The organism is Paraburkholderia sp. BL6665CI2N2 (assembly GCF_004366535.1).
Lineage (GTDB): Bacteria > Pseudomonadota > Gammaproteobacteria > Burkholderiales > Burkholderiaceae > Paraburkholderia.
On sequence record NZ_SORC01000001.1, the window covers coordinates 4,865,076 to 4,887,451 of the forward strand.

General features: G+C 62.9%; 23 protein-coding genes. 10 read left to right on the plus strand and 13 right to left on the minus strand.

Annotated elements, in window-relative coordinates:
- Nucleotides 1-55: 55 nt before the first annotated feature.
- Both B0G81_RS21725 and murJ read right to left on the minus strand, forming a co-directional pair.
- Nucleotides 56-898 carry a SirB1 family protein gene (locus B0G81_RS21725; RefSeq protein WP_134138301.1) on the minus strand — a complete coding sequence of 281 codons (843 nt, stop codon included), beginning with the start codon at nucleotides 896-898 and terminating at the stop codon, nucleotides 56-58.
- Nucleotides 899-903: 5 nt separating this feature from the next.
- Entirely contained in the window at nucleotides 904-2,454 is a 1,551-nt protein-coding gene (gene murJ / locus B0G81_RS21730; RefSeq protein WP_134138302.1) for a murein biosynthesis integral membrane protein MurJ, read from the minus strand.
- A gap of 536 nt (nucleotides 2,455-2,990) precedes the next feature.
- On the opposite strand from murJ, the gene rpsT reads away from it, so the two are divergent.
- Nucleotides 2,991-3,269, plus strand: a complete 279-nt coding sequence (gene rpsT, locus B0G81_RS21735; protein WP_012434165.1) for a 30S ribosomal protein S20 — start codon at nucleotides 2,991-2,993, stop codon at nucleotides 3,267-3,269.
- A 198-nt stretch (nucleotides 3,270-3,467) separates the two neighbouring features.
- Here the strand turns inward: rpsT and B0G81_RS21740 are convergent, their stop codons facing one another.
- On the minus strand, nucleotides 3,468-3,812 hold the full coding sequence (locus tag B0G81_RS21740; protein WP_106286295.1) for a DUF3579 domain-containing protein: 345 nt from the start codon (nucleotides 3,810-3,812) through the stop codon (nucleotides 3,468-3,470).
- A 472-nt stretch (nucleotides 3,813-4,284) separates the two neighbouring features.
- On the opposite strand from B0G81_RS21740, the gene argF reads away from it, so the two are divergent.
- Together argF and B0G81_RS21750 are read left to right on the plus strand one after the other, a co-directional pair.
- A complete protein-coding gene (gene argF, locus B0G81_RS21745) occupies nucleotides 4,285-5,214 on the plus strand; it encodes an ornithine carbamoyltransferase (RefSeq protein ID WP_106286296.1) in 930 nt (309 codons plus the stop codon).
- A 251-nt stretch (nucleotides 5,215-5,465) separates the two neighbouring features.
- Nucleotides 5,466-6,692, plus strand: a complete 1,227-nt coding sequence (locus B0G81_RS21750) for an argininosuccinate synthase (protein ID WP_106286297.1) — start codon at nucleotides 5,466-5,468, stop codon at nucleotides 6,690-6,692.
- 139 nt (nucleotides 6,693-6,831) lie between these two features.
- Here B0G81_RS21750 and murB read toward each other — a convergent pair whose 3' ends face one another.
- A complete protein-coding gene (gene murB / locus B0G81_RS21755; RefSeq protein WP_134138303.1) occupies nucleotides 6,832-7,872 on the minus strand; it encodes a UDP-N-acetylmuramate dehydrogenase in 1,041 nt (346 codons plus the stop codon).
- Between the two features lie 197 nt (nucleotides 7,873-8,069).
- Between murB and B0G81_RS21760 the strand changes: the two genes are divergently transcribed.
- Nucleotides 8,070-8,555, plus strand: coding sequence for a YajQ family cyclic di-GMP-binding protein (locus B0G81_RS21760; RefSeq protein WP_012434170.1), 486 nt, complete (start codon nucleotides 8,070-8,072; stop codon nucleotides 8,553-8,555).
- Nucleotides 8,556-8,834: 279 nt separating this feature from the next.
- Here B0G81_RS21760 and plsY read toward each other — a convergent pair whose 3' ends face one another.
- Together plsY and ybaK are read right to left on the minus strand one after the other, a co-directional pair.
- Nucleotides 8,835-9,479, minus strand: coding sequence for a glycerol-3-phosphate 1-O-acyltransferase PlsY (gene plsY, locus B0G81_RS21765; protein ID WP_106314214.1), 645 nt, complete (start codon nucleotides 9,477-9,479; stop codon nucleotides 8,835-8,837).
- 125 nt (nucleotides 9,480-9,604) lie between these two features.
- Entirely contained in the window at nucleotides 9,605-10,096 is a 492-nt protein-coding gene (gene ybaK / locus B0G81_RS21770) for a Cys-tRNA(Pro) deacylase (RefSeq protein WP_134138304.1), read from the minus strand.
- 140 nt (nucleotides 10,097-10,236) lie between these two features.
- On the opposite strand from ybaK, the gene B0G81_RS21775 reads away from it, so the two are divergent.
- The gene (locus B0G81_RS21775; RefSeq protein ID WP_134138305.1) at nucleotides 10,237-11,799 is read left to right on the plus strand and encodes an AMP-binding protein; all 1,563 of its coding nucleotides are present in this window, start codon (nucleotides 10,237-10,239) and stop codon (nucleotides 11,797-11,799) included.
- 29 nt (nucleotides 11,800-11,828) lie between these two features.
- On the opposite strand, the gene xerD is transcribed toward B0G81_RS21775, so the two are convergent.
- From xerD to queG, 3 genes are all read right to left on the minus strand, one after another.
- On the minus strand, nucleotides 11,829-12,764 hold the full coding sequence (gene xerD, locus B0G81_RS21780) for a site-specific tyrosine recombinase XerD (protein ID WP_134138306.1): 936 nt from the start codon (nucleotides 12,762-12,764) through the stop codon (nucleotides 11,829-11,831).
- Nucleotides 12,761-13,231: a methylated-DNA--[protein]-cysteine S-methyltransferase gene (locus tag B0G81_RS21785; RefSeq protein WP_106286302.1), complete on the minus strand. Its 471-nt coding sequence runs from the start codon at nucleotides 13,229-13,231 to the stop codon at nucleotides 12,761-12,763. The genes xerD and B0G81_RS21785 overlap by 4 nt, the downstream gene beginning before the upstream one ends.
- 106 nt (nucleotides 13,232-13,337) lie before the next feature.
- Nucleotides 13,338-14,576, minus strand: a complete 1,239-nt coding sequence (gene queG, locus B0G81_RS21790; protein ID WP_134138307.1) for a tRNA epoxyqueuosine(34) reductase QueG — start codon at nucleotides 14,574-14,576, stop codon at nucleotides 13,338-13,340.
- A gap of 17 nt (nucleotides 14,577-14,593) precedes the next feature.
- On the opposite strand from queG, the gene tsaE reads away from it, so the two are divergent.
- The gene (gene tsaE / locus B0G81_RS21795; protein WP_134138308.1) at nucleotides 14,594-15,178 is read left to right on the plus strand and encodes a tRNA (adenosine(37)-N6)-threonylcarbamoyltransferase complex ATPase subunit type 1 TsaE; all 585 of its coding nucleotides are present in this window, start codon (nucleotides 14,594-14,596) and stop codon (nucleotides 15,176-15,178) included.
- Nucleotides 15,160-16,746, plus strand: a complete 1,587-nt coding sequence (locus B0G81_RS21800; protein WP_134138309.1) for an N-acetylmuramoyl-L-alanine amidase — start codon at nucleotides 15,160-15,162, stop codon at nucleotides 16,744-16,746. The genes tsaE and B0G81_RS21800 overlap by 19 nt, the downstream gene beginning before the upstream one ends.
- Nucleotides 16,747-16,828: 82 nt before the next feature.
- Here B0G81_RS21800 and B0G81_RS21805 read toward each other — a convergent pair whose 3' ends face one another.
- The 3 genes from B0G81_RS21805 to vapB form a co-directional block, all read right to left on the minus strand.
- Complete coding sequence (locus B0G81_RS21805; protein ID WP_134138310.1) at nucleotides 16,829-17,710, minus strand: EamA family transporter; 882 nt, start codon at nucleotides 17,708-17,710, stop codon at nucleotides 16,829-16,831.
- A gap of 73 nt (nucleotides 17,711-17,783) precedes the next feature.
- A complete protein-coding gene (locus B0G81_RS21810; RefSeq protein ID WP_134138311.1) occupies nucleotides 17,784-18,185 on the minus strand; it encodes a type II toxin-antitoxin system VapC family toxin in 402 nt (133 codons plus the stop codon).
- Nucleotides 18,185-18,418 (minus strand): type II toxin-antitoxin system VapB family antitoxin, encoded by a 234-nt coding sequence (gene vapB / locus B0G81_RS21815; RefSeq protein WP_134138312.1) that lies wholly within the window; start codon nucleotides 18,416-18,418, stop codon nucleotides 18,185-18,187. The genes B0G81_RS21810 and vapB overlap by 1 nt, the downstream gene beginning before the upstream one ends.
- Nucleotides 18,419-18,591: 173 nt before the next feature.
- Here vapB and B0G81_RS21820 point away from each other — a divergent pair, with 173 nt between their 5' ends.
- Together B0G81_RS21820 and trxA are read left to right on the plus strand one after the other, a co-directional pair.
- The gene (locus B0G81_RS21820; protein WP_134138313.1) at nucleotides 18,592-19,467 is read left to right on the plus strand and encodes a pirin family protein; all 876 of its coding nucleotides are present in this window, start codon (nucleotides 18,592-18,594) and stop codon (nucleotides 19,465-19,467) included.
- 132 nt (nucleotides 19,468-19,599) lie between these two features.
- On the plus strand, nucleotides 19,600-20,448 hold the full coding sequence (trxA, locus tag B0G81_RS21825; RefSeq protein ID WP_116139332.1) for a thioredoxin: 849 nt from the start codon (nucleotides 19,600-19,602) through the stop codon (nucleotides 20,446-20,448).
- 84 nt (nucleotides 20,449-20,532) lie between these two features.
- On the opposite strand, the gene tcdA is transcribed toward trxA, so the two are convergent.
- Nucleotides 20,533-21,390, minus strand: coding sequence for a tRNA cyclic N6-threonylcarbamoyladenosine(37) synthase TcdA (gene tcdA, locus B0G81_RS21830; protein WP_106286311.1), 858 nt, complete (start codon nucleotides 21,388-21,390; stop codon nucleotides 20,533-20,535).
- Between the two features lie 227 nt (nucleotides 21,391-21,617).
- On the opposite strand from tcdA, the gene pdxH reads away from it, so the two are divergent.
- A complete protein-coding gene (gene pdxH / locus B0G81_RS21835) occupies nucleotides 21,618-22,259 on the plus strand; it encodes a pyridoxamine 5'-phosphate oxidase (RefSeq protein ID WP_134138314.1) in 642 nt (213 codons plus the stop codon).
- The last annotated feature ends 117 nt before the right edge of the window (nucleotides 22,260-22,376 follow it).

The following is a 22,376-nucleotide window of genomic DNA, read 5'->3' on the forward strand; positions in this document are numbered from 1 at the left end:
GTGCAGGCGTTTTGTTTTGAGCGGTGGCAGCAATCTCCGTTGCCTGGGCGCGCTTTTACTCGCCGTCGTCGTGCTGAGCACGCTGACGCAGTTCGTGCAATTGCGATTCCACTACGGTTGCGTCCTCGGCATCCGGCCGGTCGCCGAGATAGCGCTCGAGGTCTTCGACCGCGGGGCGCAGATAATCGAGCCGCGCATAAGCGAAGCCGCGATCACGCACTTCCTCGATACTTTCCGGCAACAGGATCACGAGACGCTGCTGCACCGCCAGCAGACGCTGCCAGCGTTCCGTCTGAAAATACGTGGACTTCAGATTGCGCAGCATACGCGCAATGATCTCGCGACGCGTGGCCGGTTGGAGCAGCATGCGCAGCGCCCTGCTCACCGATTCGCCTGCTGAGGCCACATACGGCTCCAGCATTTCCACCATTTCCGACTCGGACAGCGAGTGGCCGCTGGTCGGATCGAGCATCACGTCGCCATCGGGCGTGGTTACGCGCAACAGGAAGTGGCCGGGAAACGACACGCCGCGCACCGGCACGCCGATCTGTTCGGCCATTTCCAGATACAGCACCGCCAGCGAAATCGGAATACCGCGGCGACGTTTGAGCACCGCGTTCAGATGGCTGTTGTCGGGGTCGTAATAGTCGTTGAGATTGCTGGCGAAACCCAGTTCGCGAAAGAAGAACCGGTTCAGAATGCCGACCTTCTGCTTGATGTTTGCGTCGTCCGGCATGCGTCGCTGCAAGCGCACCACGAACTCGTCGATCTCGGCGAGCGTGCCTTGCAGATCGAGATCGGGATAGGCGTCCTGCGCGAGCGAGAGCGCCGCCTCGGTCAGCGGAAGACTGTCGTCTTCGGCGACGAGCGTGCTGAAATAGTCGAGAACTCGCGTCATCGTGATCACTTCACTCGCCTTTTGAAATACGCGTACTTGAAGCCCATCAGCCAAAGCATACCGAAATATAGCGCGGCGAACAGCACGAGGCACGCTGCGAGCAGCACCATGCGGTCGACCGGGCGGCTGTGCATGCCGATCCAGTCGAAGCTGATGGCCAGCCAATGCATCGTGCCGGCCAGCACCAGACAGGCGCCGAACAACTGCACGAAAAATTTGAGCCAGCCGCTCGACGGCGTATAGATGCCGCGCTTGCGCAGCCCGAGAAACAGCAGCAACGCATTACCGCAAGCGCCGAGCCCGACGCTCAGCGTGAGCCCCGCATGCGCGAAGATCGGCACGAACAGATAGTTGCTTAACTGCGTGAGAATCAGCACGCCGACGCCGATCTTCACCGGCGTTTTGATGTCCTGCTTCGCGTAGAAACCCGGCGCGAGGATCTTGATGAGAATCAGGCCGATCAGGCCGACGCCATACGCCGACAATGCGCGGGCAACCATCACCACCGAATTGCCGTCGAACTTGCCGTAGTGAAACAGCGTGGCGGTCAGCGGCTGCGCGAAGAAAAACAGCGCGACGGCGCTCGGCGCGGCCAGCAGGAAGGTGACGCGCAAGCCCCAGTCGAGCAGCGACGAATACTCGTGCGGGTCGGCGTCGACGTGCGCTTTCGACAGGCTCGGCAGCAGGATCGTGCCGAGCGCGACGCCCAGCAGCGCGGTCGGAAACTCCATCAGCCGGTCGGCGTAGTTGATCCACGACACGGCGCCCGGCCCGATGCGCGAGGCGATATTCGTGTTGATGATCAGGCTGATCTGCGCGACCGAGACGGCGAACATCGCGGGCACCATCTTCGACAGCACGCGCTTGACGCCGCGATGCGCGAGCGCCTTCAGCGGATTCAATCCGATGCGCGGAATCATGTCGATCTTCTTCAGACCCGGCAGTTGCACGAGGAATTGCAACGCGCCGCCGGCGATCACCGCCCACGCGAGCGCATAGACCGGCGTTTGAAGACGCGGCGCGACGAACACGGCGGCGACGATGAACGCGACGTTCAGCAGAACCGGCGCGAACGCGGGCAGCGAAAAGTTCTTGTACGTATTCAGCACGCCCGACGCCAGCGACGTCAGCGAAATGAAAATGATGTACGGGAACATGATGCGCGTCATGGTGACCGCGAGGGCGTACGCCTGACCCTCGTGCGCGAGGCCCGAGGCGACGATGAACACCACGCCCGACGCGCCGACGACGCCGATCAGCGAGAGGACCGCGAGCGCCCAGGCGAGCACCGTCGAGGTCGCGTCGACCAGTGCTTTGGTGGCGTCGTGACCTTGCTGGTTCTTGAACTCGGCGAGGATCGGCACGAAGGCCTGCGAGAAAGCGCCTTCGGCGGAGATACGGCGCAGCAGGTTCGGAATGCGGAAGGCGACGTAGAACGCGTCAGTGTATTGACTGGCACCGAACGCGCGTGCGATCAGCGTTTCGCGGGCCAGTCCGGTCACGCGCGACAGCAGCGTGAAGCCGCTGACCGTCAGCAGGGCTCGGAATAGATTCATGGGGCGCTTATTATACGGGTGCCGCGAGTGCGGACGACGAGCCGGAACGCGATTCGGACCGATTTGCTGCGCAGACGTTCGATCGGAAAAGCGAATCGCGGCGTCTTTTTGAGCGCGGCCGCGCCGTTCTGCGCCCACTGGACACGCCCGTCTGCACTTTCCGCCCGGACTGCGGCACGCTTGCTCCATATGGCTGCCGAGCGGGCGCCGGACTTTGCGCAGTCGGGCGGCAAAGCTTTGTGACGCTTTCCCGTTGCCACGTGCCTGATTTTGTTGCTATAATCGCCGGTTTCGAAGCTCGCTCAACTTTTCGGACGGGGTTCAGATCGGTCGTACGCTAGCCACAGCTAACCGCGCGCCATCTGCCAACAACCCTTGATTAGCCCGAAAACATAGGCTTGCCTTCGCGTAGTCCGATCGATTTTTTTCGACACTTTTGCGCTCTTGGGCAATCGCTTCCAAGAGTTCGATCTAAAAGCAGCGCCTCACCACTTGAAGGTCAGGTACTGGAAACAGGAACAGGATAAGGAACCGTCATGGCTAACTCCGCACAAGCACGCAAGCGCGCCCGCCAGGCCGCCAAGGCAAACTCGCATAACTCGGCACTGCGCTCGAAGTTCCGTACGGCTATCAAGGCTGTCCGCAAGGCGATCGACGCCGGCGACAAGGCCAAGGCCGCTGAAATCTTCCAGGCATCGTCGAAGACCATCGACATCATCGCCGACAAGAACATCGTTCACAAGAACAAGGCAGCTCGCCATAAGAGCCGCCTCGCTGCAGCCATCAAGGGTCTGCAAGCGTCCGCAGCACAGTAATCCCGGTCAGCCCGCTTCGGTGGGCTACCTCCTGTTTCCGCTGCACAGAAAGGCCCGCCTCGGCGGGCTTTTTTGCTTCGGACCGACAGATCGCACTGCACCGCGTAGTCCGTCGCGCACGTGACGGCGGACTGAGCGTAAAGAAACCCGCTACCGGCGGGTTTTTGCTTTTGCTGCTGCCGAGCCGGCAGGCTCACGCTAGATCACGTGCCGTTTCTCTTGCGGCGTGGCGTGCTCAAGTTGCAACTCGCACGCCTCGGTCACGACAAGGTCGTTGTCTTTAGCGAAGTTGAGGACGAAGTCGAAAGCCATGGGCTCGATGTCGCGCAAACGCGAATCGAGAATCACGCACTTGAGGTCGCCGATCATGGTCGGCCGCACGTACCGCGAGTACTGCATATAAGCGTTCGGCCCTTTCCTTGCGCCGGGGCCGAAGCAGGCCATGACGCCTGCGAGACGCTCCGACCAGTCGCTCGGCCGAAACTTTTTTCCCTTCGACGTGATGCCCTGAATGAAATATTCGGTTGGAGCTGCTTCGGCCATGTAGGAATACCTGTGTAACTGCCCAGCGGGATGACGGCAAAACGGACGGCGGAACGGCGCTGAATTGCCTGCTGATTGCTGAAACCCGCCTGAGACCTGCCTGGAACTCGCTGACCATGCCGCGATGGCGAACTACGCCGCCAGAAATCGCGAAGAGCCGGCTAAGCCGCCTTGGCGCTCATCGTAACGGCGCACCGCGAGCAGGTCATTCCGAACCGCGCGAGCCGAGGTCGGCCAAGCGAAATACCGGCCTGCTGGGCTTTGGGATAACCCGCGGATTATAACGCAGAGGACCCTTTTCCGCAGCGCACACAAGACATGTCTAACGGTTTCACAAGGCTTTCAGACAGCTTGCCCAGCCTTTTGGCCGACTCGTCAAATCGGGCGAAATCCTTTATGCTGCATTGAGTTACCACAAACGACGGCGGCGCCGTCCGGCAATCCTGCCGGGTGAGACCGCCGTATTTGTTTCATGACCGCCAAGAAAATTCGCCACTACCTGCAGTTCAAGGATTTCTCGCTGGAAGACTACGAGTACGTGCTGGAACGCGCGCGCATTCTGAAACGCAAATTCAAGAACTACGAGACTTACCATCCGCTGCACGATCGCACGCTGGCGATGATCTTCGAAAAAAATTCGACGCGCACGCGCCTGTCGTTCGAAGCCGGCATCTTCCAGTTGGGCGGCCACGCCGTTTTCATGAGCACGCGTGACACGCAGCTCGGCCGTGGCGAACCGATCGAAGACGCCGCGCAAGTGATCTCGCGCATGGTCGACATCATCATGATCCGCACGTTCGGCCAGGACATTCTCCAGCGCTTTTCCGAGAATTCGCGCGTGCCGGTGATCAACGGGCTCACCAACGAATATCACCCGTGCCAGGTGCTGGCGGACATCTTCACGTACTTCGAGCATCGCGGTCCGATTCGCGGCAAGACGGTCGCGTGGGTGGGTGACGCCAACAACATGCTGTACACGTGGATCGAAGCCGCACAGATTCTCGGCTTCAAATTGCGCCTGTCCACGCCGCCGGGCTACAAGCTGGACCGCGCCATGGTCGCTGCTGAAAGCGCACCGTTCTACGAAGAATTCGACGATCCGAACGAGGCCTGCACCGGCGCCGACCTCGTAACCACGGACGTCTGGACCAGCATGGGCTTCGAGGCCGAAAACGAAGCGCGCAAGAAAGCCTTCGCCGACTGGTGCGTCGACGCCGACATGATGGCACGCGCCAACGCCGACGCGCTCTTCATGCACTGCCTGCCCGCCCACCGCGGCGAGGAAGTCAGCGCGGAAGTGATCGACGGCCCGCAAAGCGTCGTGTGGGACGAGGCGGAAAATCGTCTGCATGTGCAAAAGGCCTTGATGGAATACCTGCTGCTCGGCAAGCTGAATCACTGAGCGAGCCGCTCGGTCGGCAGGTTGAGCGGCATCTGCGTGAAGCGCGACGGGGCCTTGAATACGAGGCAAGGCATCCACGTTTAGCGCCACGCATCGAGCCGGCGTCCGCGGCCGTAAACGGACCCGGCTTCGACACCGCACCGCCCCAAAAACGCGGGCGGCCTGCGGTTTAGTGTCAAAATAGTGGTTTTCCGCGCTCCGGAACCGCCGGCGCGCCTTGTTTTCCCGCTTTCTCCAGCTACGAGTTCACCATGAGCGATATCAAGAAAGTCGTGCTCGCCTATTCGGGCGGCCTCGACACCTCCGTCATCCTGAAGTGGTTGCAGGACAATTACGACGCCGAAGTCGTCACGTTCACGGCCGACATCGGCCAGGGCGAAGAGCTGGAACCGGCGCGCAAGAAAGCCCTGCAACTCGGCATCAAGCAGGACAACATCTTTATCGAAGACCTGCGCGAAGAATTCGTGCGCGACTACGTGTTCCCGATGTTCCGCGCCAACACGATCTATGAAGGCGAGTACCTGCTGGGCACGTCGATCGCGCGTCCGCTGATCGCCAAGCGTCAGATCGAAATCGCCCGCGCCACCGGCGCGCAAGCGGTGTCGCACGGCGCGACCGGCAAGGGCAACGACCAGGTTCGCTTCGAACTCGGTTACTACGCGCTGGAACCGGGCATCAAGGTGATCGCACCGTGGCGTGAATGGGACCTGCTGTCGCGCGAAAAGCTGCTCGCGTACGCGGAAAAGGCGGGCATTCCGATCGAAATGAAGCACAAGCAAGGCGGCGCCCCGTATTCGATGGACGCGAACCTGCTGCACATCTCGTTCGAAGGCCGTCACCTGGAAGACCCGAAGGCGGAAGCCGAAGCCGATATGTGGCGTTGGACCGTGTCGCCGGAACAGGCGCCGGACCAGGCTGAATATCTCGACATCGAATACGAGCACGGCGATCCGGTCGCGATCAACGGCAAGCGTCTGTCGGCTGCGGAAATGCTGACCGAGCTGAACCGTCTGGGCGGCAAGCACGGCATTGGCCGTCTGGATCTGGTGGAAAACCGTTACGTCGGCATGAAGTCGCGTGGCTGCTATGAAACGCCGGGCGGCACGATCATGCTGAAGGCGCACCGCGGCATCGAGTCGATCACGCTCGACCGTGAAGTGGCTCACCTGAAAGACGATCTGATGGCGCGTTACGCGTCGCTGATTTATAACGGCTACTGGTGGAGCCCGGAGCGCCGCGCGATCCAGGTGTTGATCGACCATACGCAAGAGAAGGTGAACGGCTGGGTGCGCGTTAAGCTGTATAAGGGCAGCGTCTCGGTGGTCGCACGCGATTCGAAGGAAACGCTGTTCGACAAGACGATTGCCACGTTCGACGACGACGGCGGCGCTTACAACCAGGCTGACGCCGGCGGCTTTATCAAGCTGAACGCGCTGCGCATGCGGATTGCGGAGAATGCGCGCCGTCAGCGTGACTGACAGCCGGCGTTTCGGCGCAAGATAACTTCGCGGCAACGAAGTCAAGCGCCGCGAGGCGCGGCCGAAGCCAAAACGTAGACGCAAAAAAAGGCGCCGGAAGAAAATTCCCGGCGCCTTTTTTATATTCATCAACGAATCGTCACAAACAAACCGGCTCCGCTTCCAACTCCACCCCGAATCGCTCCCGCACATCGCGCTGAATCGCCTTCGCAAGCGCCAGCACCTCCGCCCCGCTCGCGCCGCCGCGATTCACCAGCACTAGCGCCTGCCGCTCATGCACGGCCGCCGCGCCCATCGCGCGGCCTTTCCAGCCGCATCGATCGATCAGCCAGCCCGCGGCGAGTTTCACCCGTCCATCCGGCTGAAGGTACGACACGACGTCCGGCTCCCTGGCCTTCAGCGCCTCGAACGGCGCCGCCTCGATCACCGGATTTTTGAAGAAACTACCGGCGTTGCCGAGCTCCAGCGGATCGGGCAGCTTGGCTCGCCGCACCGCCACTACCGCATCGAAGATCACCTGCGCGCTCGGCGGCGTATCCGCCTGGCCGCTCGCAGCCAATTCGCGGGCGAGATCGGCGTAGCCGGCACGCGGCTGCCAGACCTTCGGCAAACGGAATGTCACCGACGTGATCACGAAACGGTCCCGCCCTTCCCGTTTGAAAAAACTGTCGCGATAGCCGAAGCGGCAAGCCTGCGCATCCATTTCGATGACGTCACCGGTAGCCAGTTCCACGGCGCGCAGCGACGCGAAGCGCTCGACCATCTCCAACCCATACGCGCCGATATTCTGAATCGGCGCCGCGCCTACGGTCCCCGGAATCAACGCGAGGTTCTCGAGACCCGGCAAACCTTGCGCCAAAGTCCAGCCGACGAACTCATGCCACGGCTCGCCGCCGGCCGCTTCGACGTACCATGCGTCATCGTCCTCGCGCACGACGCGGCGGCCTCGCAGCGCGATCAGCAGCACCAGGCCGCCAAAATCGCCGGTCAGCACGACATTGCTGCCGCCGCCCAGCACGAGACGCGGCAGGCCGGCTGCGCGCGGATCGCGCATCGCGGCCATTAGTTGCTCTTCACGCTCGATGCGGCAGGCAAACTGCGCGCGCACATCGAAGCCGAAGGTGTTGTGCGCCTTCAGCGGATAGCCGGCCATGAACGCGGCGGAGTGGGTTTGGGACATCGGAATCGGAACAGTGAAACGACCAATCAAGCAGCCGATGAAACCGGCTTCGGGCCCCGGCCGCGCGACAATGCGCGGCGGCCTTGGGCAAAAGGGAGTGGCGTCGGTAAAATGACGTCCGGTCCGTGATTATAGCGAGTGCCCCGTGAGCAGCCGTCCGGTTGCGTCACGCACCGCAGCACTATTGGGAGAAAAAAATGCCATCGTTTGACGTCGTCTGCGAAGCGAACATGATCGAAGTCAAGAACGCGATCGAGCAGTCCAACAAGGAAATTTCCACGCGCTTCGACTTCAAAGGGTCGGACGCGCGCGTCGAACACAAGGAAAACGAAATCACGGCCTACGCGGACGACGATTTCAAACTCGGTCAGGTCAAAGACGTGCTGTTGTCGAAAATGGCCAAGCGCAACGTGGACGTGCGCTTCCTCGACCATGGCAAGATCGAGAAGATCGGCGGCGACAAGGTCAAGCAGGTCATCAAGATCAAGAAAGGCGTGTCGGGCGATCTATCGAAGAAAATCGTGCGCCTCGTGAAGGACAGCAAGATCAAGGTCCAGGCGAGCATTCAGGGCGACGCGGTGCGCATCACCGGCGGCAAGCGCGACGATCTGCAAAGCGTGATCGCCATGCTGCGCAAGGACGTGACCGATACGCCGCTCGACTTCAACAACTTCCGCGATTGATCTGCCGGCGCGCGTGCGGGCGCCGAACGCACGCACGGCACCGCGCATGACAGGTGCGCTGGGCGCTCAGCACCAGGCGTTGAGCGCTGGGTAGCCCGTATTGGGCACGGCGTACCAGGCGCAAAACTGCCGGCGCGTAAGCGGGCGCCTGTCTCTAGCCTGCGCTGCCGTGCTCCACGCGGCATTCGCGCGGAGCCGTGCAGATGGTGCGCAGAGCACCAAAGCCCTAAGCACTAAAGCCCTAAGGCTTTAAAAGCACGAGCGCAAAAGCAGCGCACGTCAAACGTCGCTCCCCCCCGCCGGCTTCGCCGCCGCATCCGCCTTCTTCTTGTCCCCGATCCGGCTCTCCTGCCCGCGCATCAGCTTGGCGATATTGCCGCGATGCCGCCACACCAGCAGCGAACTCATCACGACGATCGCCAGCGCGATCACATGCGGTCCGAACAGAAAACCGTCGAAGATCGGCGCGAACACCGCCGCGGCCAACGCCGCCAGCGACGAATAGCGCGTGAAGAACGCCACGATCAGCCACGTCAGCAAAGTCGCGACGCCGAGAATCGGATTGATCGCGAGCAGCACGCCGGCCGCGGTCGCCACGCCCTTGCCGCCCTTGAAGCGGAAGAAAACCGGATACAGGTGACCAAGAAACACGGCCACTGACGCAATCGCCACCGAAGTCTCGTCGAGCCCGTAACGCGCGCCGTAGTGCACCACGAACCACACCGGCAGCCAGCCCTTGAATGCGTCGCCGATCAGCGTGAGAATTGCGGCCTTCTTGCTGCCGCTGCGCAGCACATTGGTGGCGCCAGGATTGCCCGAACCATACGAGCGCGGGTCGTCGAGGCCCATCGCGGCGCTCACGATCACGGCAAACGACACCGAACCGATCAGGTAGGCAACGACAGCAACGATCAGGTTTTGCATCTGGGACTCTTATAAGGATCGGCGGTCTGAAACTCGACACCCCAACCGCAACAGGGCGCGCAACTTGGAACAAGGCGGCGCACATTCTACCGAACCCGCGCGCGCGCAAAACATTCAGGCAAACGTCAATCGACGTTCGCGCACTGCACCGCCTTCGCCGCCAGCAACTCCGTCAGCACCTTCGGCTCGATGCTGATCAGAAAACCGCGCCGACCGCCGTTCAACCAGATTTTGTCCATGTCGAGAATGCTCGACTCGACGTACACCGGCATCTGCTTCTTCGTGCCGAAGGGCGAGGTGCCGCCGATCAGGTAGCCGGAATGCCGGTTCGCCACCTCGGGCTTGCACGGCTCGACGCGCTTCGCGCCGATCTGCCGCGCGAGGTTCTTGGTACTGACGGTGCGGTCGCCGTGCATCAGCACGATCAGCGGCTTGGCGTGCTCGTCTTCCATCACCAGCGTCTTCACGACGTGATGCTCGTCCACACCGAGCTGGCGCGCCGACTCCGCGGTGCCGCCGTGCTCGACGTAATCATAAGGATGTTCGCCGAAAGCGACGCCATGGCGGCGCAGAAACTGCGTGGCCGGCGTTTCGGAGACGTGTCTGGATTTGCTCATCGGCGCATTGTAATGGCGACTTTGCACAACGGCTATTTGCCGAACGGCTAATTGTGCGGGCCCAGCGGCTGTGGCACGATCGTTCGAGAATCTTTTGACGCACTGTACGTCGACCACCGAATCGTCTTTAGGAGACAGTGTTGAGCTTCGGTTCGCCCGCCCGTTCCACGATCGACATTTCCGCGCTGCTGGCAGCCCTGCCCGCACGCATCGCCGAGATTCCGGCGCTGGCCGCCGCGCGCGATCCGCAGCACGTCGCCCTGATAGAGGATGCACGCCGCCTCACCAGCGCGCAACTGCTGCAGGCCGTCGACGCCGTCACCGCGCTGCTGCGCGAAGCGGGCGTGCGCGGCGGCGATCGCGTGATGATCGTCGCGGAGAACAGCATCGTGCAGATCGTCCTGCTGTTCGCGACTGCCCGGCTCGACGCATGGGCGCTGGTATCGAACGCGCGCCTGTCCGCCGCCGAACTCGACTCGATCCGTGCGCACGCGCAGCCGCGCGTCGTCGCCTACGCCACGGAAAGCTCGGCGGACGCCAAGCTGCACGCCGAGCGCCATCAAGCCATCCAAACACCCCCTATCGCGCCGGACATCGGCGCGTGGTCATACACGGTGGATAGCGCGGCGATAGCCGAACCGGTCGAAGCCGCAAGCGAGCGCCAATGCGCCGCGTTGATCTACACCACGGGTACCACCGGCGCGCCGAAGGGCGTGATGCTGTCCCATCGCAATCTGCTGTTCATCGCAGCGATTTCGAGCCGCCTGCGCAAAGTTGGCCCCGACGATGTCGTCTATGCCGTGCTGCCTATCTCGCACGTGTACGGTTTCGCGTCCGTCTGTCTAGGCAGCCTGCACGCGGGCGCGGCCTTGCGGCTCGTGCCGCGCTTCGCGCCAGAAGCCGTCCGCCGCGCCCTTGCCGAAGAACGCGTGTCGATTTTCCAGGGCGTGCCGGCCATGCACGCCAAACTGCTCGAACACCTGCAGACACACGGCCACTCGTGGTCCGCACCGCAATTGCGCTTCGCCTATTCGGGCGGCTCGCCGCTCGATGCCGCCTTGAAAGCGCAGGTGGAAAGCGTCTACGGTCTGCCGCTGCACAACGGTTACGGCATGACCGAGAGCAGCCCGACCGTGTCACACACCATGCTCGACGCACCGCGCAGCGATTGTTCCGTCGGCGAGGTCATTCCGGGCGTCGAGGTGCGCTTCGCCGGACTCGACGGAATCGACGCAGCGAAGGGCGAGATCGGCGAACTATGGGTGCGCGGCCCCAACGTGATGCTCGGCTACTACCGCAGCCCGGAGCAGACAGCCGCGGTCGTCACCGAAGACGGCTGGCTCAAAACCGGCGACCTCGCGCGGCAGGACGCGGACGGCGCCTTGCATATCGTCGGGCGCAGCAAGGAGCTGATCATACGCTCGGGTTTCAACGTGTATCCGGCCGAGGTCGAACACGTGCTGAACGCGCATCCGCAAGTCGTGCAGTCGGCGGTGATCGGACGCGCGGTGGAAGGTAACGAGGAAGTGGTCGCGTTCGCCGAGTTGCTTGCGGGCGCAGCGGTGACGCCCGCCGAACTGATCGATTGGTGCGGCGAGCGTCTCGCGCCGTACAAGCGTCCGGCCGAAGTCAAAGTGCTCGCCGCGTTGCCGGCGGCATCGACGGGCAAGATTCTCAAGCACCGGCTGCGCGAGTTTCTCTGAACGAAGCGCAAGCGCGCCGCGAATGCGTATCAGCCTCGCGGATGATGCTGCGCGTGCAGCGACTTCAACCGCTCCCGCGCGACATGCGTGTAGATCTGCGTGGTCGAAATATCCGTGTGGCCGAGCAGCAGTTGCACGACACGCAAGTCGGCGCCGTGATTGAGCAGATGCGTGGCGAACGCATGCCGCAAGGTATGCGGCGAGAGCGGCGCATGCACACCGGCCGCGCTCGCGTGACGCTTGATGATGTTCCAGAACTGCTGGCGCGTCATGCCTTCGGCGCGGCTCGTCACGAACAGCGCGTCGGTCGCGCGAGCGCCGAGCAACGCGGGCCGCGCCTCGCGCAGATAGCGTTCGATCCAGCTATGCGCTTCCTCGCCGAACGGAATCAGGCGCTCCTTCGAGCCCTTGCCCATGACGCGCACCACGCCTTCGTTCAGGCCCGCTTCCACCGTCTTCAACGTGACGAGTTCGGTCACGCGCAAGCCGCTCGCGTACATCAACTCCAGCATCGTGCGATCGCGCAGGCCCAACGACGTATCGATGTCGGGCGCACCGAGCAGTGCTTCGACTTGCGCCTCGCTGAGCGTCGACGGAAAACGCGGCGGCTGTTTCGCCGAGCGGATGCGCACCGTCGGATCGACCTTCGTGCGATGCTCGCGAACAGCCCAACCGTAGTAGCGGCGAAACACCGACAGGCGCCGGTTCGCCGAAGTCGATTTGTCTTTCTGCCGCGCCGCGCTATACGCGTTCAGATCGGCTTCGCTCGCGGTATCGAGCGACGTGTTGCGGCTCTGCGCCAGCCATTCGCAAAAGAGCCGCAGATCGCGGCGGTACGCATCGAGCGTGTTGCGCGACAGTCCGTGTTCGAGCCACAGCGCGTCGCAGAATGCATCGATCGACGCCGAGCTGGCGACGAACAGAGGTGACGCGGTGACGGCGTCGTCGATCAACGTATCGCTCATGCGTAGGGAATGCCTTCATGCGCCAGCAGCCAGCGCTTGATGTTGCGGAAGAAACCCTCTTCGGCGTGATTCGCGAAACCGCCGATGCCGCTCGAACTCACCACCCGATGACACGGAATCACGATCGGAAAGTAATTGGCGCCGCACGCCTGACCGACCGCGCGCGGCGCGCTGCCGAGTTGCCGCGCCAGTTGACCGTAAGTCAGCACGACGCCCGGCGGAATGTCGCTGATGGCCTGCCACACGCGCTTCTGAAACGCGGTGCCGACCGAGGCCAGCGGCAACTCGAACTTCGCCGACGCGCGCTCGAAATATCGCTCGATCTGCTCGGCCGCCTGCTTGGCCAAAGGCGTGTCGGGCGCGACGTTTTGCATCGAATCCGGCAGATAGACGATCTCGCGCACGGCCTCGCCTTCGAGGCGAATGCCGATCTTGCCGAACGGCGCGTCGATCACTGCGTTGAACATGATTGCCTGCTCCTCAATAGCGCCGGCGTTCGGGGTTGCAAGATAGCGTACCGGCATAGAGTGCAGACACGCTAAGCACACGAAGCACCGCCCGTTTGCCGCTACTTTACGCCGCTTCCAACGCCCATTCCACATGCTCGCGCACGACGGCGGAAGCGTCATCCACACGCATTCTCAGCGCCTGCACGATCGCCTCGCGCGCCGGCCCGCTCAAACTGTCCGACGACGCACGCAGCGCGTTACCCATGCCCACCGCGAGATTGCGCAACCAGCTCTCGTAACCGATGCGGCGAATCGCGCTGCCCTGCATGCGCGTATCGAACTCGTCCGCGCTCCACGCGAACAATTCGACCAGCGACGCGCGATCGAGCCCATGCCGCACGTCGAAGTCCGCGACCGGCGCGGCCTGCGCAAATTTGTTCCATGGACACACGAGTTGGCAATCGTCGCAGCCATACACACGATTGCCGATCAGCGGCCGCATTTCCAGGGGAATACTGCCCTTCAGTTCGATCGTGAGATAGGAGATGCAGAGGCGTGCATCGACCTTGTAAGGCGCGACAATCGCCCCGGTCGGACACGCGCCGATACAGCGCGTGCAGCTTCCGCAGTGCGAGCCCGGGGTTTCGGGTGCGAGTTCAGGCACAGTCTCGGCATCGGTCGGCAACGGCACATCGACATAAATCTCGCCGAGGAAAAACAGCGAACCCGCGTCACGTTGCAGCAGCAGCGTATGCTTGCCGCGCCAGCCGATGCCGGCTTTCTGCGCCAGTTCTACTTCGAGCACCGGCGCCGAATCGGTAAATACGCGGTAGCCGAATGCGCCGATCTCAGCTTCGATTTTCTCGGCCAGATGTTGCAAACGGTTACGCATTACCTTGTGATAATCGCGGCCGCGCGCATAGATAGATACGACCGCCGCCGACGGGTCCGCGAGCCGCGCATGCTCGGCTGCGCGCCAGTCCCGCGTGAATGGGCCGTCCTGCAAAGCGCTTTCGTGCGCCTTTCCGCTCAATGTCTGCGCGGGCAAATAAGCGATGCGCGCCGTAATCACACGTCGCGTGCCGGCCACAAGCTCGGCCGGCCGCGCGCGTTTCATGCCGTGTTTCGCCATATAATCCATCTCGCCGTGGCAACCCGCTTCCAGCCAGGCTGCAAGCGGCGCTTCGGCAGCGGAGAGATCGGTGTCGCTAATGCCGACCGCTCCGAAACCCAGTTCACGGCCCCAGGTTTTGATGTTCAGCGCGAGCGCCTTCAGCGCCGCTTCATCGAAACAACGCTCGGCACGCGCATCGTCGTCAGACGCAGGCGTGCGGGAAACAGGGGACTCCGGACTTCGGTTCATCACGCCATTTTACGAGAATGCCTGCCAATCCCGATCTCGCGATCCAACCGCCCGCCAGCGTCCTGCTCGAACGCACCTTTGCGCTCGCGGACGAAGCCGCCACCATGGCCTTCGGCGAGCGCTTCGCGCAGGCGATCGAAAGCGTGCGCGAAGCCGCGCAACGCAGGCCGGGCGCGGACGGCGACAAGGCGTTCTACGGACTGCAAGTCCAGCTCGTCGGCGACCTCGGCGCCGGCAAAACCACCCTCGTGCGCGCAACCTTGCGCGGCCTCGGCCACAGCGGCCGCGTGCGCAGTCCCACTTACACACTCGTCGAACCCTACGTGCTCGAGCGGCCCGCTGGGGAACTCACGCTCTATCACTTCGATCTGTATAGATTCACCGATCCGGCCGAATGGGCCGACGCGGGCTTTCGCGAGTACTTCGACAGCGGCGCGATCTGCCTCGTCGAATGGCCGCAGCGCGCCGGCCGTCTTCTGGGCGTGCCGGATCTTGTCTTCTCGCTCGACCTCGACAATGAGAACGAGAACGAAAGCGACGGCCGTGTGCTCGTCGCACGGGCATACAGCGAATCAGGAAAGGCATGTCTCGAAAGATGTTGATCAAACCGTTCCGCTCGATCGAATCGGCGGCTACCGCAACGCATAACTGGCGGCGCCGGCAGATTCTCCGCGCGGGCGCGTCCACGCTCGTGCTCGGTCTCGTCGCGCCGCGTCTTGCGTGGGCGAGTTCGGTGCTCGGTGTGCGGGTCTGGCCGGCGCGCGACTACACGCGCGTGACGATCGAATCCGATCAGCCGCTGCAGAACGCCCAGCAGTTGCTGCAGGGACCGGACCGGCTGGTGGTCGACCTGAGCGGCCTCGATCTGGATCAGTCGTTGAAAGACCTCGTCTCGAAGATCACGCCGAACGATCCGCAGATCTCGTCGGTGCGAGTCGGGCAATATCAGCCGCACGTGGTGCGCATGGTGTTCGACCTGAAGGGCTCGGTGAAGCCGCAGGTGTTCACGCTGCCGCCGGTCGGCGCGTACAAGTACCGGCTGGTGTTCGACCTGTATCCGGCGGTCGCGCCCGATCCGTTGATGGATCTGCTCGCGCAGACGGAACGCAAGCAGCAGACCTTCAACGAAGAGAACGGCGCGCCGCCGCCCGCCACGCTGAGCGGTCCGGGCACCACGCCGCCCACCGCCGACAACAGCGAGGCCTTCTTCGAGCGCTACGCGCAAAACGGCGGCAGCGGTAGCGGCTCCGCTCCGGGCGTGCCGCGTCCGCCGGTGCATGTCGCGCCGACACCTGTGCCGCCGATGCTCGGCAAGCCGGCCACGCCTGCTGCGCCGGTGGCGCCGCCCACGGCCATCGCTCGCAACAAAGGCAACAGCGCCAGCACGCTGGGCGCGGACGACGCCGGCAGCGACGATACCTACGCCTTCACCAATCCCAAGTCCGGCAAGAGCAACACGGTGCGTCTGTTGACCGTCGCGATCGATCCGGGCCACGGCGGCGAAGATCCTGGCGCGATCGGCGGCTCGGGCACGTATGAGAAGCACGTCGCGCTCGACATCGCGAAGAAGCTGCGCGCGAAGATCGACGCGCAACCGAACATGCGCGCCATGATGACACGCGACGCCGACTTCTTCGTGCCGCTGAACGTGCGCGTGCAGAAAGCGCGGCGCGTCGGCGCGGACCTGTTCGTGTCGATCCACGCGGATGCGTTCACCACGCCCGACGCGAAGGGTTCGTCGGTGTTCGCGCTGTCCGAGCATGGCGCCTCGAGCGCCGCCGCGCGCTGGATGGCGAACAAGGAGAACTCGTCGGATCAGATTGGCGGCATCAACATCAAGTCCGCCGACGCGACCGTGAACCGCGCGCTGTTCGATATGTCCACCACCGCGCAGATTCGCGACTCGATGCGTTACGGCAACTTCGTGCTGAAGGAGATCGGCGGCATCAACAAGCTGCACAAGGGCTCGGTCGAACAGGCAGGCTTCGCGGTGCTGAAGGCGCCGGATATTCCATCGATCCTCGTGGAAACCGCCTTCATCAGCAACCCGGACGAAGAGCGCCGCCTGAATGACGACGCGTATCGCGAGAAGATGGCCGACGCGATCATGACCGGCATCAAGCGTTATTTTGCGGCGAATCCACCGCTCGCGAAGAACCGCATGACGTGAAGCTCGCGTGTGCAATGTGATGATGCGATGGAAAACGGCCGCACGATGCGGCCGTTTTTTCGTCCTGGTTCAGGCCGGCCGCTCAGCGCGTGAGCGAAAACCGCTGCACGGCCCAGCCGCCGAACACGTTCACGGCCAATCCCGCCATCACCAGCAAAGCGCCCGCGATCTGCGCCGCGGACAGATGCTCGTCGAGAAACAGCGACGCCGACGCGAGACCGACAATCGGCACCAGCAGCGAAAACGGCGCGACCTGGCTCGCCGGATAGCGCGACAGCAGACGGCTCCACAAGCCATAGCCGATCAGCGTGGCGATAAACGCGAGATACACGATCGCGAAGACCGATGTCGCGCTGATGCCGGACAGCGCCGCGACGATCCGCTGCGGCCCCTCCAGCGCGTACGACAGCGCGAAAAACGGCAGCGGCGGAATGAGGCTGCCCCACACCACGAGTCCGACCAGGTCCACCTGGCCGACCTTCTTCGTGACGATGTTGCCGAGCGCCCACGAACATGCGGCGCACAAGGTCAGGACAAAGCCGGCCAGCGTCATGGCGCTACCGCCTTGCACGCCGATCACGGCGAGACCGCCGGCGGCAATCAGCAAACCCACCACATTCGGCAAACGGAACCGCTCGTGCAGGAACAGCGCGGCGAAAATCAGCGTGAAAAACGCCTGCGCCTGCAACACCAGCGAGGCCAGTCCGGCCGGCATGCCGACGTACATGGCCGAGAACAGGAACGCGAACTGGCCGAACGAAATCGTCGCGCCGTACGCAATCAGCCAGCGCCACGGCAGGTTGGGCCGTTTGATGAAAAACACCGCCGGCACGGCGGCGAGCGCGAAGCGCAGCGCGCCGAGCAGCATGGGCGGCACGCCATGCAGACCTACCTTGATTACGACGAAATTGACGCCCCACGCGATGACCACGACCATCGCAAGCAGCAAATCCCTCGGCGACATGCCGGACTCCAGTTGATTGTTCGATCTGGGAGTTTAGCGGAGGCGCGCGCTTGCAGAGTGCTTTAAAACGTAGTCAGCCGTTCAGCCAGTTTTCTATCCGCAGTCCTGGATAAGCCACAAAGTCGCGTTCATTGTTGGTGACGAGCACCACGTCGAGAGAGACCGCGTGCGCGGCGATCAGCTTGTCGAGTTGGTCTTTCTTGCGCTCGCGCGTCGCTTCACGGATCGGGCCGTACGCACTTGCCGCCGCGCTGTCGAACGGCATGACCTGAATATCCTCAGCAAGCGCCGCCAGGTTACGACGCTCCCGCGCGCGATTCACCGACACGCTTACGCCGTATTCAAGTTCGGCGAAGGTGATGGCGGACATCACGACATCCCCGACAAAGCATTGCGCGAAGCGCGCAGCCACCTGCTCCGGCTGGTTCTTCATCAGATAAATACACATGTTGGTGTCGAGCATATAGCGCGGCATTACAGATCCTCGCGCTCGGCCTGCTCGTGGTCGCCGCGGCCGTCCGCCATGAAATCGGGCCCGAATCTGGCGAATTTCTTGAGCACGCCGGCAAGCGGCCGGCGCGTCGGACGAATCCGCAATTCGTCGCCCACGCGCTCGATTTCGACTTCGACGTCTGCACTGTCGAATGCCAATTCGGCGGGAATGCGCACCGCTTGCGAATTGCCATTACGGAAAACCTTGGTCAACATGCTCAGCTCCCAGCACGGATGTACATTGGATGTACGTGCTTCCACTATAGCGATCCCCGCCAATATTGTAAATACACGTGTGTACAAAGGCAGTCAGAATGCGGTCGCCGCGTCAACCGCAGTAGAATCGTCTATTAAACACTCCCCGCCCACCCTTCCCACCGAGCCTGCCCATGTCCTCCTCGATCAAAGCAGTCCTCAAGCCGCATCTGCGCGACGTCGGCAGTCTGACCGTGCGGCGCGTGCTGCCGGCCATGGCGGCGCGCCTGATCGGCCCGTTCATCTTCTTCGATCACATGGGCCCGGCCACCCTGGAACCGGGCATGGGCCTCGACGTGCGGCCGCATCCGCATATCGGCCTCGCCACCGTGACCTATCTGTTCGAAGGCGCGATCATGCACCGCGACAGCCTCGGCTCGGCGCAAAAAATCGTCCCCGGCGACGTCAATTGGATGACGGCCGGGCGCGGCATCGTCCATTCCGAGCGCACACCGGACGAGGACCGCGCGAGCGGCCAGACCATGCACGGCATCCAGACGTGGGTCGCGCTGCCGCTCGACGACGAAGAGATCGCGCCGTCGTTCGCGCATCACGCCGCCGACACGCTGCCGGTGGTCGAGCGCAACGGCGTCACGCTGCGAGTGATCGCCGGCACGGCATTCGGCGCAACCTCGCCGGTCGAGACGTTTTCCGGCACGCTGTATGTGGCCGGCGAATTCGCACCGGGCGGCGCCTTCGCGCTCGAACCGGAACACGAGGAACGCGGCGTCTATCTCGTCGACGGCGATCTGGAAATCGACGGCACGTCGCTCGAAGTCGGCCAGATGGCGGTGCTAGCGCTCGACGAAACGGTGACACTGGCGAGCACCCACGGCGCGCGCGTCATGCTGCTCGGCGGTGAAAAGCTCGACGGCGAGCGCTTTATCGAGTGGAATTTCGTCGCCAGTTCGCGTGAGAAAATCGAAGCCGCGAAGCGGGCGTGGACCAGTCAGGAAATGGGCAAGGTGCCGGGCGAAACCGAATGGATTCCTCTGCCCGAGCGCAAGTGAGGCACGCAAAAAAAGCCACGCAGGTGAGCAAGGCAAGCAAGCACCGCAATAAGCGCAAGCGGTTCGGGCAGCATTGAATCCCCGGTGTTCGGCCCCAAATAGTCAACAGACCGTTTTATCGACGAGGACGCAATGGACACCACTCTGGCCACTTTCGAACAGGACGTCATTACGGCGTCGACACTGGCCCCCGTGCTGGTCGATTTCTGGGCGCCCTGGTGCGGCCCGTGCAAGACTCTCGGCCCGATGCTCGAAAAGCTCGAAGCCGAAGCCGCCGGCAAATGGAAGCTCGTGAAGGTGAACGTAGACGAGAACCAGGAACTGGCCGCGCACTTCCAGGTGCGCAGCATTCCGCACGTCATGGCTTTTGCCGATGGGCGACCGGTCGATCAGTTCGTCGGCGTACTGCCGGAAGGGCAGTTGCGCGAGTTTATCGAGCGGCTCGTGCCGCAAGGCGCGGACGCCGCGCGTCTCGAAGCGCAAACCGCGCTGGCCGAAGGCCGCCGCGAAGATGCGTACGACGCGCTGCAGGCCGCCCTCGCCTACGATCCGGGTTTCGACGAAGCGCGCATGGACCGCATCGAAATGCTGCTCGAAGACAACCGTCTCGACGAAGCGCGCAACGAAGTCGATCTGCTGTCGCCGAAAACGACGCAAGGTATCGACGCGCGTTTCAACGCGATCAAGACGCGTCTCGACGCCGTGGACGCCGCCGCGGATCTGCCGCCCACCGATGCGCTGGAAGCAAAGGTCGCGGCCGACCCGGCCGATCTCGAAGCGCGTTTCGATCTGGCCAGCGCGTTTATCGCCCGCCGCAAATACGCGGAAGCGCTCGAACAATTGCTGGCGATCGTGCAACGCGACCGCACGTTCCGCGACGATATCGGCCGCAAGACGATGCTGTCGGTGTTCGACCTGGCGGCGCATCAGCCGGAGCTGGTATCGCAATGGCGGCGCAAGCTCAGCGCTTCGCTGTTCTGATCTGATTGGCTTACTCGATATTCAGGCGCGGCGCCGCCAGCCGCGCCTGAATGCGCCGTGGCACTCGTCGCGGCGTGAATCACCTCAAGCCGTAGCCTGCTTCGCCAACGCCCGCAGCACATGCGCGGCGGCCGCAAATCCGAAGCTCGCCGTCACGCACACGCTCGAACCGAATCCCGCGCAGTTCAAACCGACCGGCCCCGTATGGCCCGGCGACGTGGTGACGTGCTCGGCCTCCTCGTCGATATCGCAGACGGCGGCTTCCGGATAGATCAACGGTTCGTCGGAATACACCGCGCTTACCTTGAACTTCGCTTTCGGCCCACGCGGGAAACCGTGCTGTTTGCGCAGTTGTCCGCGCACTTTCGACAGCAACGGATCCTGTATCGTCAGCGCGAGATCGTCGATGCGAATGCGTGTCGGGTCGAGTTGGCCACCCGCGCCGCCGACCGTGATCAACGGTTGCTTCTTCTCCACGCACCATGCGATCAACGCGGTCTTGGTACGCACGCTGTCGATCGCATCGATCACGTAGTCGAAGCCGCCACCGAGCGTCGCGTCGAAGTTGTCCGGCTCGACGAAGTCCTCGATCAGGCGCACGTCGCAAAACGGATTGATCGCCGCGATGCGTTCGGCCATGGCCTCGACCTTCGGTTTTCCGTAGTTGCCGTCGAGCGCGTGGATCTGCCGGTTAGTGTTGCTCTCGGCAACGTTGTCGAGATCAATCAGCGTCAGCGTGCCGACCGCGCTGCGCGCCAGCGCTTCGGCCACCCACGACCCCACTCCGCCAATGCCGATCACCGCGACGTGCGCGCCTTCGAACGCGGCGAGCGCCGGCGCGCCGTACAAACGCGCGATGCCGCCGAAGCGCCGCTCACGGTCAGCGGTTTCTTTCCCGTCGAGGCTGGTAGTAAGATCGGTTTGCGCGGTGGTGCTGGACATGATGGCAGGGCTCGGTGGTCAGGCAAAAACACGAAGTGGCAACGCAAAGGCGTACGCAACCCCGTATTTTGCCTGAAGGTGTCGAAGTGCATCGCCGCGAAAAGAGCGGCACCGGGAGCCACATACGCCGGCACGCATGCGCGCGCCGCGCGGGACCTTGATGTGGTTGCGGGCAAAAAATTAGCGGCTTAGCTATACTGATTGAACTGTAGCGTTCGCATAAGAACATGACCTCACTCGCCGAACTTCGAAAAAACTATTCGCTGGGTTCTTTGGACGTTGCCGATGTAGACCGTAACCCGTTTCGTCAATTCGATACGTGGTTTCAACAAGCGGTCGACGCCAAACTGCCCGAACCGAATACCATGACGCTGGCCACGGTCGACTCACGCGGCCGGCCGTCGGCGCGCATCGTGCTGATCAAGGGCGTCGACGAGCGGGGTTTCGTGTTCTTCACCAATTACGAAAGCCGTAAAGGCCGCGAACTGGCGGCCAATCCTTACGCCAGCCTGCTGTTTTACTGGATCGAACTCGAACGCCAGGTGCGTGTGGAAGGTCGCATCGTCAAAACCAGCGCGGAAGAAAGCGACGCGTATTTCGCGTCGCGCCCGCTCGGTTCACGCATCGGTGCATGGGCATCGAATCAGAGTCAGCCAATTGAAAGCCGCTCGCAGCTCGAAACTCGCGAACGCGAAATCAGTTTGCAATATGGCGACCAACCACCGCGCCCACCGCATTGGGGCGGTTATCGTTTGGTGCCCGAAGCAATCGAATTCTGGCAGGGCCGGCCGTCGCGTCTTCACGACCGCTTGCTCTATACGCGTTCAGGCGAACACAGCGACTGGCAAATCTCCCGCCTATCGCCTTGAATCGAAATACAACGCCGCCACCACGTTGCCAACGCAGCAGCGCGCGGCGGCCGGATGGCAACTCGCGGCATGGGAGTCGCGCTGCACGGGGCTGCGATCCACACAGGCTTTGCTCTA